The 17046-nt window shown below is 51.0% G+C and carries 17 protein-coding genes and 1 pseudogene; 13 read left to right on the top strand and 5 right to left on the bottom strand.

The annotated features are described in order from the left end of the window. Window positions 1-5: 5 nt before the first annotated feature. Genes ACP5PX_RS02095 through rpsJ form a run of 8 tightly spaced genes read left to right on the top strand, consistent with a single transcriptional unit; the run spans window position 6 to window position 7294 of the window. On the top strand, window positions 6-2636 hold the full coding sequence (locus ACP5PX_RS02095; protein ID WP_428083488.1) for a DNA-directed RNA polymerase subunit A': 2631 nt from the start codon (window positions 6-8) through the stop codon (window positions 2634-2636). Between the two features lie 4 nt (window positions 2637-2640). Further along, window positions 2641-3819 (top strand): DNA-directed RNA polymerase subunit A'', encoded by a 1179-nt coding sequence (rpoA2, locus tag ACP5PX_RS02100; protein WP_428083490.1) that lies wholly within the window; start codon window positions 2641-2643, stop codon window positions 3817-3819. After that, entirely contained in the window at window positions 3806-4108 is a 303-nt protein-coding gene (locus tag ACP5PX_RS02105) for a 50S ribosomal protein L30e (protein ID WP_428083492.1), read from the top strand. The genes rpoA2 and ACP5PX_RS02105 overlap by 14 nt, the downstream gene beginning before the upstream one ends. Next, on the top strand, window positions 4105-4533 hold the full coding sequence (locus ACP5PX_RS02110; RefSeq protein ID WP_428083494.1) for a NusA-like transcription termination signal-binding factor: 429 nt from the start codon (window positions 4105-4107) through the stop codon (window positions 4531-4533). Before ACP5PX_RS02105 ends, ACP5PX_RS02110 begins: the two co-directional genes overlap by 4 nt. Window positions 4534-4566: 33 nt before the next feature. Further along, window positions 4567-5010, top strand: a complete 444-nt coding sequence (locus ACP5PX_RS02115) for a 30S ribosomal protein S12 (RefSeq protein WP_428083496.1) — start codon at window positions 4567-4569, stop codon at window positions 5008-5010. Between the two features lie 4 nt (window positions 5011-5014). Then, window positions 5015-5620, top strand: a complete 606-nt coding sequence (locus ACP5PX_RS02120) for a 30S ribosomal protein S7 (protein ID WP_428083498.1) — start codon at window positions 5015-5017, stop codon at window positions 5618-5620. Window positions 5621-5674: 54 nt separating this feature from the next. Further along, a complete protein-coding gene (gene tuf, locus ACP5PX_RS02125) occupies window positions 5675-6937 on the top strand; it encodes a translation elongation factor EF-1 subunit alpha (protein ID WP_428083500.1) in 1263 nt (420 codons plus the stop codon). Between the two features lie 48 nt (window positions 6938-6985). Next, window positions 6986-7294, top strand: coding sequence for a 30S ribosomal protein S10 (gene rpsJ, locus ACP5PX_RS02130; protein ID WP_428083502.1), 309 nt, complete (start codon window positions 6986-6988; stop codon window positions 7292-7294). Between the two features lie 13 nt (window positions 7295-7307). Here the strand turns inward: rpsJ and ACP5PX_RS02135 are convergent, their stop codons facing one another. Genes ACP5PX_RS02135 through ACP5PX_RS02145 form a run of 3 tightly spaced genes read right to left on the bottom strand, consistent with a single transcriptional unit; the run spans window position 7308 to window position 9877 of the window. Then, on the bottom strand, window positions 7308-8072 hold the full coding sequence (locus ACP5PX_RS02135; RefSeq protein ID WP_428083504.1) for a serine protein kinase RIO: 765 nt from the start codon (window positions 8070-8072) through the stop codon (window positions 7308-7310). Window positions 8073-8081: 9 nt separating this feature from the next. Continuing rightward, window positions 8082-8378, bottom strand: a complete 297-nt coding sequence (gene eif1A, locus ACP5PX_RS02140; protein WP_428083506.1) for a translation initiation factor eIF-1A — start codon at window positions 8376-8378, stop codon at window positions 8082-8084. Then, window positions 8378-9877, bottom strand: a complete 1500-nt coding sequence (locus ACP5PX_RS02145; RefSeq protein ID WP_428083508.1) for a 2-isopropylmalate synthase — start codon at window positions 9875-9877, stop codon at window positions 8378-8380. The genes eif1A and ACP5PX_RS02145 overlap by 1 nt, the downstream gene beginning before the upstream one ends. A 58-nt stretch (window positions 9878-9935) precedes the next feature. Here ACP5PX_RS02145 and ACP5PX_RS02150 point away from each other — a divergent pair, with 58 nt between their 5' ends. Both ACP5PX_RS02150 and ACP5PX_RS02155 read left to right on the top strand, forming a co-directional pair. Beyond that, window positions 9936-11498 carry a 2-isopropylmalate synthase gene (locus tag ACP5PX_RS02150; RefSeq protein WP_428083510.1) on the top strand — a complete coding sequence of 521 codons (1563 nt, stop codon included), beginning with the start codon at window positions 9936-9938 and terminating at the stop codon, window positions 11496-11498. 502 nt (window positions 11499-12000) lie between these two features. Next, window positions 12001-12660 carry a phosphoribosylanthranilate isomerase gene (locus ACP5PX_RS02155; RefSeq protein WP_428083512.1) on the top strand — a complete coding sequence of 220 codons (660 nt, stop codon included), beginning with the start codon at window positions 12001-12003 and terminating at the stop codon, window positions 12658-12660. A gap of 27 nt (window positions 12661-12687) precedes the next feature. Here ACP5PX_RS02155 and ACP5PX_RS02160 read toward each other — a convergent pair whose 3' ends face one another. Then, window positions 12688-12978 carry a YunC family protein gene (locus tag ACP5PX_RS02160; protein WP_428083514.1) on the bottom strand — a complete coding sequence of 97 codons (291 nt, stop codon included), beginning with the start codon at window positions 12976-12978 and terminating at the stop codon, window positions 12688-12690. A gap of 65 nt (window positions 12979-13043) precedes the next feature. On the opposite strand from ACP5PX_RS02160, the gene ACP5PX_RS02165 reads away from it, so the two are divergent. After that, window positions 13044-14576, top strand: a complete 1533-nt coding sequence (locus ACP5PX_RS02165) for an AMP phosphorylase (RefSeq protein WP_428083516.1) — start codon at window positions 13044-13046, stop codon at window positions 14574-14576. Between the two features lie 4 nt (window positions 14577-14580). Further along, complete coding sequence (locus tag ACP5PX_RS02170; RefSeq protein WP_428083518.1) at window positions 14581-15042, top strand: pyruvoyl-dependent arginine decarboxylase; 462 nt, start codon at window positions 14581-14583, stop codon at window positions 15040-15042. Between the two features lie 2 nt (window positions 15043-15044). Here ACP5PX_RS02170 and thsB read toward each other — a convergent pair whose 3' ends face one another. Next, window positions 15045-16688 (bottom strand): thermosome subunit beta, encoded by a 1644-nt coding sequence (gene thsB / locus ACP5PX_RS02175; RefSeq protein ID WP_428083520.1) that lies wholly within the window; start codon window positions 16686-16688, stop codon window positions 15045-15047. A gap of 218 nt (window positions 16689-16906) precedes the next feature. Here thsB and ACP5PX_RS02180 point away from each other — a divergent pair. Next, window positions 16907-17046 (top strand): annotated as a pseudogene (locus tag ACP5PX_RS02180) (IS5/IS1182 family transposase); the annotation flags it as partial.

The following is a 17046-nucleotide window of genomic DNA, read 5'->3' on the forward strand; positions in this document are numbered from 1 at the left end:
TCAGGATGATGAGAATACCAAAACAGATTGACAGAATCGACTTCGGCCTGATGTCACCGGATGAGATCCGCAAGATATCGGTCACTAAAATAGTTGCTGCGGACACTTACGACGACGACGGATTTCCGATAGATAGGGGCTTGATGGATACAAGGCTAGGAGTCGTTGACCCGGGACTCAGGTGCCGAACGTGCTCAGGTCGCGCCGGTGAATGTCCGGGACACTTCGGACATGTAGAGCTGGCCAGGCCGGTTATTCACGTGGGCTATGTGGAGATTATTTACGATTGCCTGCGTTCAATTTGTAGAAACAAGGATTGTGGTCGGATATTGTTGTCGGATCAGAAGATAGAGCACTACCGCAAGTTAATCGAGGAGTCTCGGAAAAGCGGGGGTAAATGGTGGGAGATTTCAGCCCAAGTGATAAGAAGCGCCACCGCGGTTGAAAAGTGCCCCCACTGCGGAGAAAAGCAGGCGGCAATAAAGTTTGAAAAACCGACTACTTTCATCGAGGGTAAGAACCGCCTGACACCGAGCGATGTTCGTGAGCGGCTGGAGAAAATAAATGACGATGACGCACTTCTGCTAGGGATAGATCCAAAAGTTGCGAGGCCGGAATGGATGGTGCTTACCGTTTTACCCGTACCCCCAGTGACTGTCAGGCCCAGCATAACGTTGGAGTCCGGAGTTCGTTCTGAAGATGATTTGACACACAAACTCGTAGACATCATCCGGATTAATCAACGCTTGGCCGAGAACATCGAGGCCGGTGCACCGCACTTAATCGTTGAGGATTTATGGGAATTGCTTCAGTACCACGTCACGACTTATTTTGACAACGCGGTTTCCGGAATACCTCCGGCGAGGCACCGATCCGGAAGAGTGCTTCGCACACTATCCCAGCGTTTGAGGGGGAAAGAAGGACGATTCCGAGGAAACCTTTCCGGAAAGCGTGTGGACTTCTCGGCAAGGACGGTGGTGTCACCGGATCCGAACATAAGTATCAATGAAATCGGCGTCCCTGAGTATGTGGCGAAGATTCTCACGATCCCAGTCCGTGTTACCGAATATAACTTGGAGGAGTTGCGTAATATCGTCCGGAGAGGACCAGATATTTTCCCCGGTGCCAACTGTGTGATAAATCATGAGGGCAAAAGGTTTGACCTTCGCTATGCGGATCGAGAAGAGATAGCCAATAATCTGGCCCCCGGTTATACTGTGGAGCGGCATCTTCGGGATGGCGACATCGTCTTGTTCAATCGACAGCCTTCATTACACCGGATGTCAATCATGGCCCATGAGGTAAAAGTGCTGCCTGGGAGAACCTTCCGGCTTAACCTCAGCGTCTGCCCGCCCTATAACGCCGATTTTGATGGAGATGAGATGAACGTTCATGCACCTCAGTCTGAGGAGGCGCAGGCCGAGGCCCGCATTTTAATGAAGGTGCAGGAACAGATACTCTCGCCAAGGTTCGGCGGCCCCATTATCGGGGGCATTCAGGATCACATCACTGGCGCCTATCTTTTAACCCATAAGAGCCGGTTGTTGACCCGCGAGCAGGCCCAGCAACTGATAGCTTATGCTGGAATTTTGTCGGAACTGCCGAAACCTGCTGTTAAGGAGAAGGGGTTCGAATACTGGACCGGAAAGCAAATTTTCAGCATGTTGTTACCAAAGGACCTCAATTTGACTTTCAAGGCCAAGATATGCGAGAATTGCTCGAGGTGTAAACAGGAAGAATGTGAGATAGACGCTTATGTTACCATAAAGAAGGGGCAGTTGCTCACGGGCGTGATAGACGCGAACAGTTTCAAAGCGCTTGACAGGTGTGAGATATTGGACACAATTGTTAAGGATTACGGTACCGACACGGCACGAGAGTTTTTGGACAGAGTCACAAGGCTGTCGATAGCCGCTGCGATGATGTTCGGCTTTACCACGGGCATCGACGACGAGGACATACCTCCAGAGGCAAAGGAGAGGATTGTGGAAGGCATCGAGGAAGCCAAAAAGAAGGTGAACGAGCTTATTGAGATTTATAACTCAGGCGAGATGGAGCCGCTACCAGGACGCTCTCTCCGGGAAACCTTGGAAATGAGGATAATGGAGGTTTTAGCCGAAAGCAGGGACAAGGCGGGCGCAATCGCTGAGGAATTTCTGGGTTTGAATAATCATGCGGTTATCATGGCGAGAACCGGAGCGAGAGGCAGCATGCTGAACCTTACACAGATGGCGGCCTGTGTTGGCCAGCAATCAGTCCGTGGCGAGAGATTGAGCCGAGGTTACCGGGGCCGGACGTTGCCCCACTTTAAGCCGGGAGATTTGGGCGCTGAGTCCCGCGGCTTCATTAGCTCCAGCTACAAGGACGGCCTCCAGCCTCTGGAGTTCTTCTTCCACGCCATGGGTGGCAGGGAGGGACTTGTTGATACTGCGGTGAGAACGGCTCAGAGTGGTTACATGCAGAGAAGGTTGATCAACGCTCTCCAGGATCTCCGTGTCGAGTACGATGGGACCGTAAGAGACGACCGAGGCGCCATAATTCAGTTCACCTACGGAGAGGACGGCGTTGATCCAGCGCGCAGCGACCGCGGTAAGGCGGTTAACGTCGAGAAGATCATAGACAGGGTGCTCGGGTGATGTTGTGGTCGGGGTTTCATCTGACACGATAAAAAGCGAAGTCACAAAGCTCGAAGGCGAGCTGCCGGAGTCAATTCTTCGCGAGCTACAGAGCAGTCTGATTCGTGTAAGTAAAGAAAGGGCCATAACTAGAGAGCAGCTCAAGGAGATACTCGACGGCGTCAAGCAGGCATATTACAAGGCCTTGGTGGAACCGGGCGAGGCGGTCGGTACGGTGGCGGCGCAGTCCATAGGCGAGCCAGGTACTCAGATGACCCTCAGGACTTTTCACTATGCAGGAGTCGCCGAGCTCAACGTTACCTTGGGTTTGCCCCGTCTTATCGAGATAATAGATGCCAGAAAGGCACCGTCCGCAGCTTTGATGACTATTTACTTGAAGGAGCCCTATGCCAAAAGCAAGGAGAAAGCCAAGGCGTTCGCCCAGAAGGTAGAACTAACCACGGTCGAGGATTTGGCCTTGCAGACAGAGGTGGACCTCATAAATTCAGTTTTCATCATCACACTAGACCGATCCCGTCTGCAGCGCAAGGATTTGACGCCTTCAAAGATTGCCGATATTTTAAGGGAGATACCCAAGCTGGACATAACGATTGATGGTTATAAGCTACGTCTCAAACCAGAGACTGCTTCGCTAACGGAGTTGCGAAGGCTGGTTTCTCGGGTCAGAGCGATGCCGCTTCGGGGAGTGAAGGGCATCACTAGGGTCGTGGTTAAAATGGAAGGGGATGAATACGTGGTTTACACCGAGGGCTCCAACTTGGCCGAGATTTTGATGATGCCCGAAGTAGATGCGACGAGGACGACCACCAATAATGTTCATGAGATTGAAAGCGTATTGGGAATTGAGGCGGCAAGAAATGCCATAATTAACGAGGCGGTGAAGACGTTGGAGGAGCAGGGGCTCGATGTTGACATCAGACACATAATGCTGGTGGCGGACATGATGACGGCCACGGGCGAAGTAAGCCAGGTCGGAAGGCACGGGGTCAGTGGGGAAAAATCCAGCGTTCTTGCCCGGGCTTCCTTTGAGATCACAACTAAACATCTGCTTGATGCATGTGTGCACGGCGAGAGCGATCGCCTTGATGGAATAATTGAAAACGTTATTGCCGGGCAGCCGATCCCGATTGGTACGGGGATGGTGGAGCTAGTGATGCGGAGGGAAGAAAGTGGAGCTAAGTAAGAAGATAGCGCAGGCCGTGGCTACCGGCAAGGTCATCATCGGGACGAACAGGTCGCTGAAGGCGCTTAAAAACGGACAGGCAAAGCTGGTGATAGTCGCCTCCAACTGTGCGCCTGAAGCTCTAGAGGATGCAAGGCATTATTCCCGATTGGCTGGCGTGGAGCTGCGTGTTTATGAGGGAGACAGCACCTCGCTCGGACTTGCCTGCGGGAAACCTTTTACTGTGGATATGCTGGTAGTGTTGGATCCTGGTAACTCAAACATCCTTAGCACCGAGGGCCGAAGATGACCATAAAATTCACCGCAGAGGAGATGCGCTTCATAGCAAGTTTTGAAGGCCTGACCGGGGCGCGGGTACGCGACTGCATCATCAATGATTTCGGTGGCAACGTGACTTTTGTCGTCAACAAAGGGGATTTCGGGATGGCGGTCGGGCGCGGCGGAGATAAGGTAAAGAGGGCGCGGCGCGTGATAGGAAGAGGTATCGAAGTGGTCGAGTACTCGGATGATCCGGTGGAGTTCTTGAAAAACGTGTTCTTGCCGGCGAGGGTACAGAGCATCAAGATAGTGGAGAAGGGAGAGAAGAAAGTGGCCATGGTCAACGTAGAACTGCAGGATAAAGGTTTGGCCGTCGGACGTGGGGGCAAAAAGATTCAAATAGCAAAAAAGCTTGCCGAGAGGAACCACGGTATAAGTGACGTAATACTTATATGATTTATAAAACCTCAACACTAACTACTGATATAAGTGAGTAATATGAAGGCACCTAGAGGGGAGTTTGCGGCAAGGAAGCTGCGGGTCACAAGGCAGCGCTTTAGATGGAAGAGTGCCCAGTATAAACGCCGCGTGTTAAGGTTAGATGAGAAAGCAGACCCCTTGGAAGGAGCTCCCCAAGCTAGGGGCATAGTTCTAGAGAAGGTTGGAATTGAAGCCAAGCAGCCCAACTCAGCTATCCGCAAATGTGTTCGGGTCCAGCTGATTAAAAATGGCAGACAGATAACTGCCTTCGCGCCAGGGGATGGTGCTATAGGGTTCATCGATGAGCATGATGAGGTTATCGTCGAAGGAATAGGTGGAGCCAAGGGTGGGGCCTATGGTGACATCCCCGGAGTTCGTTATAAGGTCACGAAGGTTAACGGCATTTCGCTAAAAGAACTCGTGAAAGGACGCAAGGAAAAGCCGACTAGGTGATTGCTTGGGTTTCAAGTACTTTGGGGAATGGGATATCGAGAAGATAGAGGTCAAAGATCCGGGAATTAAGCAGTACCTTCACTTGGATGCCCCCTTTGTCCTTCACTCTGGGGGAAGACACGCCAGCAAGCAGTTCGGAAAGGCCGAAGTTTCGGTGGTAGAGCGCTTGATAAATAAGGTGATGAGGTCCGGGCCTGGCGCGAGGAAGCTGGGTGGCAGGACCATACGCGGCGCTGGGGCGACAGGCAAGAAACACAAGGCCTATAATATCGTTCGCAATGCTTTCAAGATAATTGCGCAGAGGACCAATAAGAACCCAGTGCAAGTGCTGGTTGACGCGATTCAGAATTCAGCCCCCCGTGAGGAGACCACCCGCATCAGCTATGGTGGCATCACATATTATATTGCGGTGGATTCCTCACCGCAGAGAAGGCTGGACATTGCCTTGAAAAATTTGGCTGCAGGGGCCTTTGCCTCTGCTTTCTCCGGGAAGAAGAACATAGTCGATTGTTTGGCCGAGGAACTGATACTGGCGGCCAACAATGATACCAAGAGCTTCGCCGTGGCTAGAAAGGAAGAGATGGAGAGAATTGCTAAGGGAGCAAGGTGAGTAAAGCTTATTAAATAAATAGGGTAAAAGGAAATAGTTAAAGGAGGATATAATATGGCAAAACCACACCTGAATCTTATAACGATAGGGCACGTTGACCACGGTAAGTCAACGACGCTCGGCAGGCTGTTTTTCGACAAAGGACTTGTGAGAGAGGAGGACATAAGAAAGTTTGAGGCGATGGGAGATAAGGGCAAGACGTTTAAGTTCGCGTGGGTAATGGATGCGCTTAAGGAGGAACGTGAAAGAGGACTGACTATTGACCTCGCGCACAAAAAGTTTGAAACGGACAAATACTACTTTACCATAATCGACGCACCCGGCCACCGCGACTTCGTCAAAAACATGATCACCGGGGCGAGCCAAGCCGATGCCGCGGTGCTGGTCGTGGCCGCCGACGATGGGATCATGCCGCAGACCCGCGAGCACGCGGCGCTGGCGTTTACGCTGGGTGTCGGTCAGCTCGTCGTAGTGATAAACAAGATGGATTTGGTGAACTACAAGGAAGAAGTTTACAACAAGCTAAAGGCGGAGATAATTGATCTGCTGAAAGCAGTGGGGTACAAAAACCCTGAAAAGTTCATTTTTGTCCCGACGGCGTCTTTCCACGGAGAAAATGTAGTTAAACGCAGCGAAAACATGAAGTGGTACACAGGACCGATCTTCTACGAGGCACTTGACAGCTTTGTGGTACCACCCAAGCCGATTGAAAAACCGCTGAGGGTCCCGGTTCAGGATGTTTATTCGATAACCGGCGTGGGCACGGTACCCGTAGGAAGGGTGGAGACTGGAGTGATGAAGGTCGGAGACACCATAATTTTCGAGCCAGCCGGAGTAACCGGTGAAGTGAAGTCGATTGAGATGCACCACGAGTCGATCCCACAGGCGGAGCCGGGTGACAACATCGGTTTTAACGTTCGCGGCGTGGAAAAGACGGCGATTAAGCGGGGGGACGTAGCCGGACACACCAAATCTCCTCCAACGGTAGTCAAGGAGTTCACGGCGAGGATCGCGGTGTTGCAACACCCGACGGCTATTGCTGCCGGATACACACCTGTGTTTCATGCGCACACAGCCCAAATCGCCTGCACTATTACTGAAATCACGCAGAAAATTGACCCTAAGACCGGTGCGGTCGTCCAGGAAAAGCCGGAGTTCATAAAGAAGGGAGATATGGCCACGATTAAGGTGGTGCCGACCAAGCCGATGGTTCTGGAGAAGGCTTCAGAAATACCGCAGCTCAGCCGCTTTGCCATCCGTGACATGGGCATGACGATTGCGGCGGGCGTGTGCGTTGACCTGGTGAAAGCCAAGTAGACCAAATCTTTTATAGGCTTCAGCGTCTTTTAGGGTAAAGGGGTTAGTTTGCAAAAGGCACGCATAAGGCTGGCTAGCGTGGATCCTAAAAAGCTGGACGAAGTCTGTAAGCAGATCGTTGGAATAGCGGAGAGGGTCGGAGTTAAGATTTCGGGCCCGGTACCGCTCCCAACTCGAAGAATAGTGATTCCGACCAAAAAGGCCCCGGATGGTGAGGGAACCATCACTTGGGACAGATGGGAGCTCCGGATCCATAAGCGCTTGATTGATATGCAGGCCGACGAGCGTGCCCTGCGCCAGGTCATGAGGGTTCAAGTTCCAGAGGAAGTTTCTATCGCTATCGAGCTAAAGACCTGAAGGCGACCTGCAATCATCTAACAATTTCAGCAAAAATCTCAGATGGTTCGGGAGTTTTAAGACCGAGCTTTTTGAAATATCTGACCAGATTCTGAATGTCGCGCATCAACAGCTGTTCCGCCATGGGATTTTTGATATCCGTGCCCATTGAAAAATCTATCAATACTGGGTCCGGCGTTAGCATAACGTTGTATTCGCTAAGGTCGGAGTGGACGATCTCCGCTTCTTGGTAAAGTTTTTTCACCGAATCTATTAAGACATCAAAAGTTTTTCGCGGGTTTTCGGGCGCCACGTCTTTCATGAGTGGGTAGGGAACTCCATCCTCACCGATAAACTCCATTGCCAGTACATTTTTTTCATAGTCTATTGGCCGGGGGACGGGAACTCCGGCTTCGTGGGCCTGTTGCAAGTTTTTGAACTCGCGGGAGGTCCAAGCGTAGACTACCCCGCGCCGGTCCTCAGGCACACGCTTGAAACGTGTGTCTCCCACCAGATAGCGCCGCATGTTCTTGAAGTCAGATGTGGCGATTCGGTAAATCTTGGCGGCCACGAAGTTTCCGTTTTTGTCCAGCGCACAGTAGATGTTTGCTTCCTTGCCCGCAGAAATGTTTCCATAGAAGACGTCGAAAACTCCACGATTAATTAGCCGGTACAGGGTGAGCAGAGTCGAGGTGTCAAAAACTCGAGCCATTATCTTGTATATCTCTGAGTCCTTTTCCAGCCGTTCGACTTTCCTCCGATCGATTTTGGACAGAATGGACTCAAAATCCTCTTCCAAATTACCCGCCTATTCCCAAAGTCCTTTTCTCCTTAAGGCGTCAAGCTGAGCAGCAGTGTAGCGGTGAATTATGTCACCTTTTTCTTTCCCCTGCACCGCCCAAGGCCGTACGATAACGACGTCCCCTTCCCGAACCCAAAGGCGTTTGCGAATTCTTCCAGGGATCCTGCAGTTCCTAGTGAAGCCGTCCCTGCAGCGCACTCGGAGACGATCGAAGCCGTACATCTGCTCCACTATCCCAAGGACCTCGCCTGGTTTTGGCATTCTCACGCGCTCGAGTTCTTCGTTGTTCGGCGGTGTTGTCATTATTTTCCCCTCATCTTTTTATCCCATAATAGGCGGTTCACACCATTAAGCATAGCTTGAACGCTGGCCATGATGATATCCCCGCTAGTGCCCCTTGCTGTGACCATCCTTTTTCCGTCCGTCAACTTTACCACCACGCTGACCATGGCGTCGGTGCCTCCGGAGATGGCGTCGACGTGGTATTCAATCAGCCGGACGTTGGCAGTGCCTTCGACAACCTTGCTTATGGCATTCATGGCGGCGTCCACTGGCCCGATACCTATGCCCGATTCAACGAACTCTTTGTCGCCGAACTTTATTCTGACTGACGAAGTTGGGGTAACACGATTTCCACTTACCACAGTAAGCTCCTCAAGCTTCAAGGTTTCCTTGAACTCCCGTCCTAAGACCGAGTCTACGATGGCCCGAAATTCAGTGTCAGTAACTATTTTGCCACGGTCCCCCAACTGTTTCACCTGTTTGAAGATTTCCTCGACCTGTTTTTTGGTCGGCTTTAACCCCATTTTCTTCAGCTCACTTACGATTGCATGGGATCCGGAGAGCTTACCGAAGACTAGTCTGCGGCGTTGACCAACCATTTCCGGCGGTATCGGCTCATATGTGGATGGTTCAATAAGCACGCCATGGGTGTGTATTCCTGCTCCATGCGCGAAGGCATTTTCACCTACAATGGGTTTTGTAGGCGAGACGGGCATGCCGGTTATTTTTTCCACTAGGTTTGAGACGCTGTAGAGATTTTTCAGCTTGATTCCTGTGGAGATATCGTAGAAATGTGAGAGAGCGAGAACAACCTCCTCCAGTGCCGCGTTCCCGCCCCTTTCTCCCAGACCGTTGACGGTAACGTGAACTTCACTGGCGCCTCCAATTACAGCAGCCACAGTATTTGCAGTAGCCATGCCGAAGTCGTTATGGCAATGGGCGGCCACAGGCACTTTAATTTTTCCGGTTAAAGTCGAAAAAAGTTCGCGTGATTTTTCATAGGTTAGAACTCCCACCGTGTCACAGACACAGACCCGCTGGGCTCCTTCTTCAGCAGCAGCGGAGAGGAGATCCAACAGAAAGGAGATTTCAGTCCTACTAGCGTCTTCGGCAGAGAACTCGACTGTTAACCCGTGATCAAGCGCGTACCGAGCGACATTCAAGGCCATTTCTTTGACCTCTTTTCTTGTCTTTTTCAGCTTGTATTTTAGGTGAATATCCGAGGTTGGAACAACCATGTGAACGCTGTCGACGTCACAGGCAAGCGCCGCGTCGACATCCTCTTTTGCTGCCCTGACAAAGCTACAAATCTCGGCTTGGAACCCCGCTTTGGTGATCAGCTTTATGGCCTTTCTTTCTCCTTCCGAAGATATGGCCGAGCCAGCTTCTATGATGTCCACCCCCAGCTCATCGAGCGCTCTGGCTATCTCCAGTTTTTGTTCTGGAGCAAGAGCTACTCCAGGCGTTTGTTCGCCGTCCCTCAAGGTAGTATCCAGCACCTTTATTCTGCGCCTTTCCATTGGACAGACCCCCCTTTTGCTATATAGGTGAACATTATATTAATGGCTAAAGTAATTGATGGTGGTTCAGATGCAGGAGAAGATTTTCGTAAGCGACTACGCGAGGCTAGTCAACCGCGAAATTGGCCTGCCTAAGAGAGTCAGAATTTTTGACACCACGCTTAGGGACGGGGATCAGACCCCCGGTGTTTCCTTCACCCCAGATCAAAAAATGCTCGTCGCCAGGCAGTTAGATCGGCTGGGCGTGGACACGATCGAGGCCGGAACACCGGTTTCTTCAGAGGGAGAAAAAAAAGCAGTAACGGCGATAGCTAAGGAGGGGCTGAAGGCCGAGATATGTGCCCTAGCAAGGCCCATCAAGGAGGATGTGGACACCGCCATCGGCTGCGGAGTCGATTGTGTGCACCTTTTCATCAGCACCTCAGATATTCACCTTAAACACGTGCTGAAGATGACGCGCGAGCAAGTGTTGAAACAGGCGGTGAAGTTTGTTGAATACGCAAAGGACCACGGAGTTAAAGTTGAATTTTCAGCGATGGATGCGACTAGGACGGATTTAGGATTTCTGAAGGAGATTTATAAAGCCGTTGTTGAGGCAGGAGCGGATAGAATTAACGTCCCTGACACCATCGGCGCGATAACCCCCCGAGGCATGTATTACCTGGTTTCGCAACTGAAACCCCATATAAAGGTGCCTCTGAGCGTGCACTGCCATGATGATCTCGGGCTGGCGGTGGCCAATTCTCTCGCCGCCGTGGAGGCAGGAGCCGAACAGGTTCAAGTGGCAGTGAATGGGTTGGGTGAAAGGGCGGGCAATGCTTCACTGGAAGAGGTTGTCATGGCGCTAAAGACACTTTACGGCATAAATTTGCGCGTTAAAACCGAGCTACTTACCGAGACCTCGGATTTGGTCGAACGTCTTACTGGCATATCTGTGCCGCCAAACAAGGCTATCGTTGGTGATAATGCCTTTGCCCACGTTTCCGGGATTCACGCGCACGGGGTGATAGAGTTTCCTGGTACCTATGAGCCATTTTCCCCGGAGCTTGTGGGTCACCATCGGCGGTTGGAGTTGGGCAAGCTCACGGGCAGACATTCCGTCGAAAAAAAGCTGCGCAGCATAGGTGTAAAGGCCAATCGAAAGCAGCTTCTTGAGATTACCCGCCAGGTTAAGGCGCTTGGTGATAAGGGCAAGCAAGTTACGGAAGCTGATCTCCGGGTGATTGCGGAGAACGTAATCGGTGCGTTGCCGAAGGAAGAAAAAATCGTAGAGTTAAAGGAGGTCACGGTGACAACGGGGAACACCATCACCCCCACAGCTTCGGTACGCTTGAGAATTCGCGGCCAGGACAGGGTAAGTTCGGCGACAGGCGTGGGTCCGGTTGATGCGGCGATAGCAGCGATTCGGGCAGCGATGGGTGAAATTTCGAAGCTCAGGTTGAAGAAATATCACCTTGATGCGATAACGGGAGGAAGCGATGCGCTGGCTGAGGTGACCGTTGAACTTGAAGATGAGCATGGCAATATCTACTTAGCCAAAGGAGTTCGTGAGGACGTTGTCTTAGCAAGCGTTGAGGCCATGGTCAATGGTATCAACAGATATTTTGCCGGCAGAAAATAACTGCCGGCCTTGAAGGCGGTGATGTTTTTATTCGGTGGCTCTCCCAATTCGCAGCGAAGTGTAGAAGCCATGTTCCTTAGAAACGCCAAAGTTTACCCAGAGGCTGCGATCTTCGTCAATGGCTATCCGGATGGAGTCGGGGTATGGTTTGCCTTCGGGCCAATTTATGTAACCATTCGGTATCACTAATGAAAACACGTCTCCCTTGACCGGAATATTGACCGTGTAAGGCTCTCTATCCTCGCGCTTGGCCACGATTCTTAGCGTCGATATTTCCCTCGGGGTCTCGACCTTACCAAAATTTTTTGCTATTTTCTCACCTCCTTTTAGAGCCGGAGGGAAAAACCATTTCGGTGCAGTTTCCCGCCGATTCTTGGGGCAACCGTTTTTTATATAGCGAGTATTTTTTAGTCGGTCAGGATAGATTTATCGCCTGTAAACAGAAATTTAAACCGGAGCAAGAAGTTTAGTAATGAGTAGCCCTAGGCCCTGAGGTGTAATCGTGATTAAGATTAAAATTTGTGGATTTACCCGCGTGGTAGATGTGAAAGCCGCATGTGAGTTGGGCGTTGACATGGTAGGCGTCATTCTCATTCCGGAATCATCGCGTCATGTGGCGGTTGATCAAGCGAGGAAGATTTTTAGAGAAGTTGAGCCAAGTATTTCTAAAGTAGCGGTTTTCATGCCGCGTAGTTTGGGGGATGTGAAGGAAATCTGCAGAAAACTGAGGCCCGACTGCCTCCAGTTTCACCTTACCTTCCCGATAGAGGAGCTTCTTGAGAAGAGAGAAGAACTCGATGCTCAGATTATGATCGTTGTTCCGGTACCTCAGAAGGCTGATAACCCTGAGGGCATTATCAACAGAGTTCTAGAGGTTTCTGAAGCCGCCGATTTTCTATTGATTGATACGAAAGGAGAGACCGGAGGCGGCACCGGGCTAACTCACGATTGGAACTTGAGCGCTAGGATAAGAAGTGTTGTGGACAAGCCAGTTTTTCTTGCCGGAGGTCTCAACTCGAGGAATGTTGTGCAGGCGATAAAATTGGTTAGACCGCACGGCGTTGATGTAGCTTCGGGTGTGGAGTCGAGCCCGGGCAGAAAAGACCCAAAGCTGATGCGAGAGTTCGTGGAAGCGGTGAGAAACGCGAGACAATATCCATGATTACCTATCTCGAAAATTCAGCATGTTTTAAAGCAATTTTTTAAGAGCTTCCTTTACCGACATGCCTTCTATAATTCCCAGAATTTTTGCTTGACTAGTTGACGCCGAGATCTTTTTATTTAACATATCTTCAATGCCGTCAACGCCCCTTACAATTGCCGCTGCTTGGCCCAGTTTCTCCGCCGTTTCTAGGTTCAAATAACCACACATTATATACCCCTTGGGAGCAATCAACGCTACCAGCGGAGCCTTGGGCAGTCCAGCCACCAGTCCACGAATTTTTTTGTTTTCCACAGCCAATTCCTTGATTTCTATCATCAAATCAACCCATGATTTGTTCAAAACGTTTAAGCCCTTAAGCGTCATAAAAAACTTCTGGTACCATGAAAAAACTGGCTCTCAAGGCTAAGCCGCTAGATATGGAAACCGGACGCAATATCGTGGTAATCCATGAGACAGATTCCCAGGAAATCGGCCATTTTCCCGGTGATAGGGTAAAACTGATTACAGAAAAAAAGACGATTGTAGCGATTGCGAATGAAACCACCAAGCTGGTTAAGCCCGGAGAGCTAGGCGCCTTTCGCGAGGTCACCGAGGCCTTGTCGCTGAAATCCGGAGATATCGTTAGTGTTGAAATTGCTCCGCGTCCCCAGTCGGTTGTGTCAATCAAAAAGAAGATGATGGGCGGAAAATTGAGCTACGATGAAATCGGCACCATCATTCGTGACATCGTGGACGGCAATTTGAGCACAACCGAAATGACGGCGTTTGTTGTTTCTGAGTTTATTCGAGATATGGATTTGGATGAGATAGTTGCGCTAACTCAGCACATGTTGGAAACAGGCGATAAGATTGAGTTTGATCGGGAGCATGTCATCGATGTTCACAGCATAGGCGGTGTTCCGGGAAATAAATACGCCCTGATAACGGTTCCCATCGTGGCGGCAGCCGGAATAACAGTTCCTAAGACCAGCAGCAGGGCCATCACTAGCGCAGCCGGAACAGCCGATGTCATGGAAGTATTGGCGAACGTGGCCCTGGGCATAGATGAAATAAAGAAAATAGCTACCAAGGTGGGCGGGGTTTTGGCGTGGGGCGGCGCCGTTAACCTCGCTCCAGCCGATGATATAATAATCGCTACCGAGCGGCAGCTAGGCATCGATCCCAAATGCCAGCTGTTGGCCAGCGTTATGTCAAAAAAATTGGCCGAGGGAGTTGATAGCATTCTCATTGATATACCTACAGGTCCTGGAGCAAAAGTTGAAAGCGTTGACGAAGCGCGCAGCATTGCTCATGATTTTATTGAGCTAGGACACAAGCTGAAGGTTCAGGTGGAGGCGGCGATAACCTATGGCGGCCAGCCAGTAGGACATAATGTGGGGCCTGCCCTTGAGGCCAAGGAAGCGCTGGAGGCGCTGCTGGGCAAGGGTCCGGGCAGTCTGATTGAGAAATCGACCAGCCTTGCGGCGATCATGCTCGAACTAGGTGGCGTGGCCTCACCGGGTCTGGGTAAGGAAATGGCGATGGAGATTCTAAGATCAGGCAAAGCCTATCAAAAAATGCGTGAAATAATTGCTGCCCAAGGCGGCAACCCAGATATCAAGCCGGAGGATGTCCCTATTGGGGATAAAAAAGAGGTGATGGTGGCTCCCTATTCTGGCTACGTGACTCAGATATACAATCAAAACGTCAACGAGATAGCGCGCGCGGCCGGAGCTCCAAGGGACAAAGGCGCCGGCGTCGTGCTGTTGCGGAAGAAGGAGGGAAAGGTTGATAAGGGGGAACCGCTTTTTGAAATTTATGCAGAACATGAATCCAAGCTTGATGAAGCCTTGGAGGTCGCGAGGCGTAAATTCCCTCTCAAGATCGAGGGAATGTTGTTAGAAAAGATAACGCATCGGCCTAGGATGGTGTGATGGTATGTGGGAAGTGCCTAAAGAAGCTGCGCTGGTTGCAGGCGACGCTGATGGTCCGTTTGAGCTAGTTGCGTTTGATAACGCGCTTAGAAAAGCTGGCATCGCGGAACTCAACCTAGTGCCGGTGTCCAGCATTTGGCCTATCGGATGCAAGATAGTCAAGTGGAGGAAGATGGAACCTGGAACAATTGTGCCGCTGGTAATTTCTAAGATATGCAGTTCAACGCCGGGGCAGAAGATAGCCGCAGCAGTGGGAATAGCAATCAGCGAGACATCTCACGGGATGGTTTCAGAGTACCATGACATCGGCATAACTCAAAAAATGGCGGCAAGGACGGCAGAGGACATGGTCAGGTACATGATGGAGAGAAGGGGACTTGAGCCGACGAAGATCACTTCGGTTTCAGCGGGCCATGTTGTTGAGCAACACGGTGCCGCTTTGGCCGCCGTAGTGTTCATAAGATAAATTTAATCTTCGCCGATTTCTTCTTCGCCCTCTTTGCTTGGTCCTTTAGGCGGAGAGATTTCTCGCTTTGAGGCGGCGATAACATCATCAATTCTCAGTATCATTATTGCGGCTTCGCTGGCCGATTTGATGGCTTGAGTTTTTGACCTGAGTGGTTCAAGCACCCCTTCTTTGTACAGGTCAACTACTTTACCCCTGTAAGCGTCGACTCCGAAGTGTTTGCCGTCTGGTTTTTCGTGTTTAGCCCGCAGTTCGACCAAGATGTCTATGCTATCGATTCCAGCGTTTTCGGCCAAGGTTCTAGGTATTGACTCGACAGCGTTGGCAAAGGCGTTGATGGCCAAGGCTTCTCTGCCGCCCACCGTTTCAGAGTACTCCCTTAGCTGTTTGGCCAGCTCGATTTCAGGTGCACCACCACCAACCACGTATTTTCCATCTTCAATAGCGGCGCCAACGACGCAGAGGGCATCGTGCACGGCTCTTTCTACCTCATCTACAACGTGCTCCGTTCCACCCCTGATGAGCAGGCTAACGGCTTTGGGGTCCTTGCAACCTTCGACAAATGTCATCTTGTCGTCGCCGATTTTTCTTTCCTCCACCAAGCTAGCCTTGCCCAGATCATTTGCGGTGAGGTCATCCAAATTGGTAACCACTTTACCGCCGGTGGCACGGGCCAGCTTTTCCATGTCAGATTTCTTTGCCCGTCTCACCGCGTAAATCCCTGCTTTAGCGAGGTAGTGCTGGGCCAGATCATCTATGCCCTTCTGGCAGATGACCACGTTGGCCCCGGTGGAAACAATCTTGTCGACCATTCCCTTGAGTATCGATTCCTCCTCGTTCATGAACGCCTTGAGCTGGTCCGGGCTGGTTATCCTGATTTCAGCATCGGTTTCGGTCTTCTCTATCTCGAGGGCGCAGTCGAGGAGAGCTATTTTTGCATTTTTAACCCTCTTCGGCATTCCCGGGTGAACCCGTTCCTTGTCTAGGATCACACCTTGGATTAGTTGAGAGTCATCGGTGCTTTCTCCAGGTTTTTTCTCCACGCCGATATAGTCGATATCGACAATGTAGCCACCGTCGGTCTTGTCAACTATTTGCTTCACTGCCTTGACGACCAGATCGGCTAGTTTTTCTCTAGATCCCTCAGCTTTTTTACCGCTCATCGCCGTCATGGCTATTTTCTTCAGAATTTCGTCATCGCTGATTTTTAGCGGTTCAGCGATGCTGTCCAAGATCTGTTGGGCTTTTTCTGCAGCAAGCCGGTAGCCGCCTGCAATAACGGTTGGATGAATTGACTGGTCTAAAAGACGTTCGGCTTCGTGTAACAGCTCCCCGGCGATGACGACAGCGGTGGTGGTTCCATCACCCACTTGTTCATCCTGCGTTTTTGCGACTTCCACCATCATCTTCGCTGCGGGGTGTTCCACTTCCATTTCTTTCAGGATGGTGACGCCGTCGTTGGTTATTACGACGTCGCCCAAGCTGTCAACCAACATTTTATCCATACCGCGCGGTCCCAAGGTGGTTCTAACAGCTTCACCAATAACCCGGGCCGCGAGTATATTCATTCGCTGGGCATCACGCCCGATTAATCTTCGCGTACCTTCCGGCAACACAAGTACCGGCCTACCTCCAAGCGCGCTCATAATATCGCCCTCCTATTTTTACCATCTTTTTCGGATTTAAGCTTTACTTTCAGTGTTTGATAAATAATCCTTTTAACACTTTTATAACTTACGTAGGATGTGGTGTGTTGCATTAAATTTTTAAAATTGTCCTGAGAGCGATATTTTGGCTGCCGGGGGCTGGACCGATGAGGTGGTGGTGAAAAAAACCACCGAGGTGTGTTAGGATGTCAAAGGTTGAGAGGGATTGGAAAACCTACAACGAACAGCTCGTCAGGCGCGGCGAGCTGCTCCTCGACCTGGACTTCGTCGAGAACTGGGAGAAAGAGCTGGAGGAGATGAACCGGGGCAAGCGCGGCAAGCCCTTTGCCTATCCGGA

The organism is Hadarchaeum sp. (SeqCode), assembly GCF_049969415.1.
Taxonomy (GTDB): domain Archaea; phylum Hadarchaeota; class Hadarchaeia; order Hadarchaeales; family Hadarchaeaceae; genus Hadarchaeum.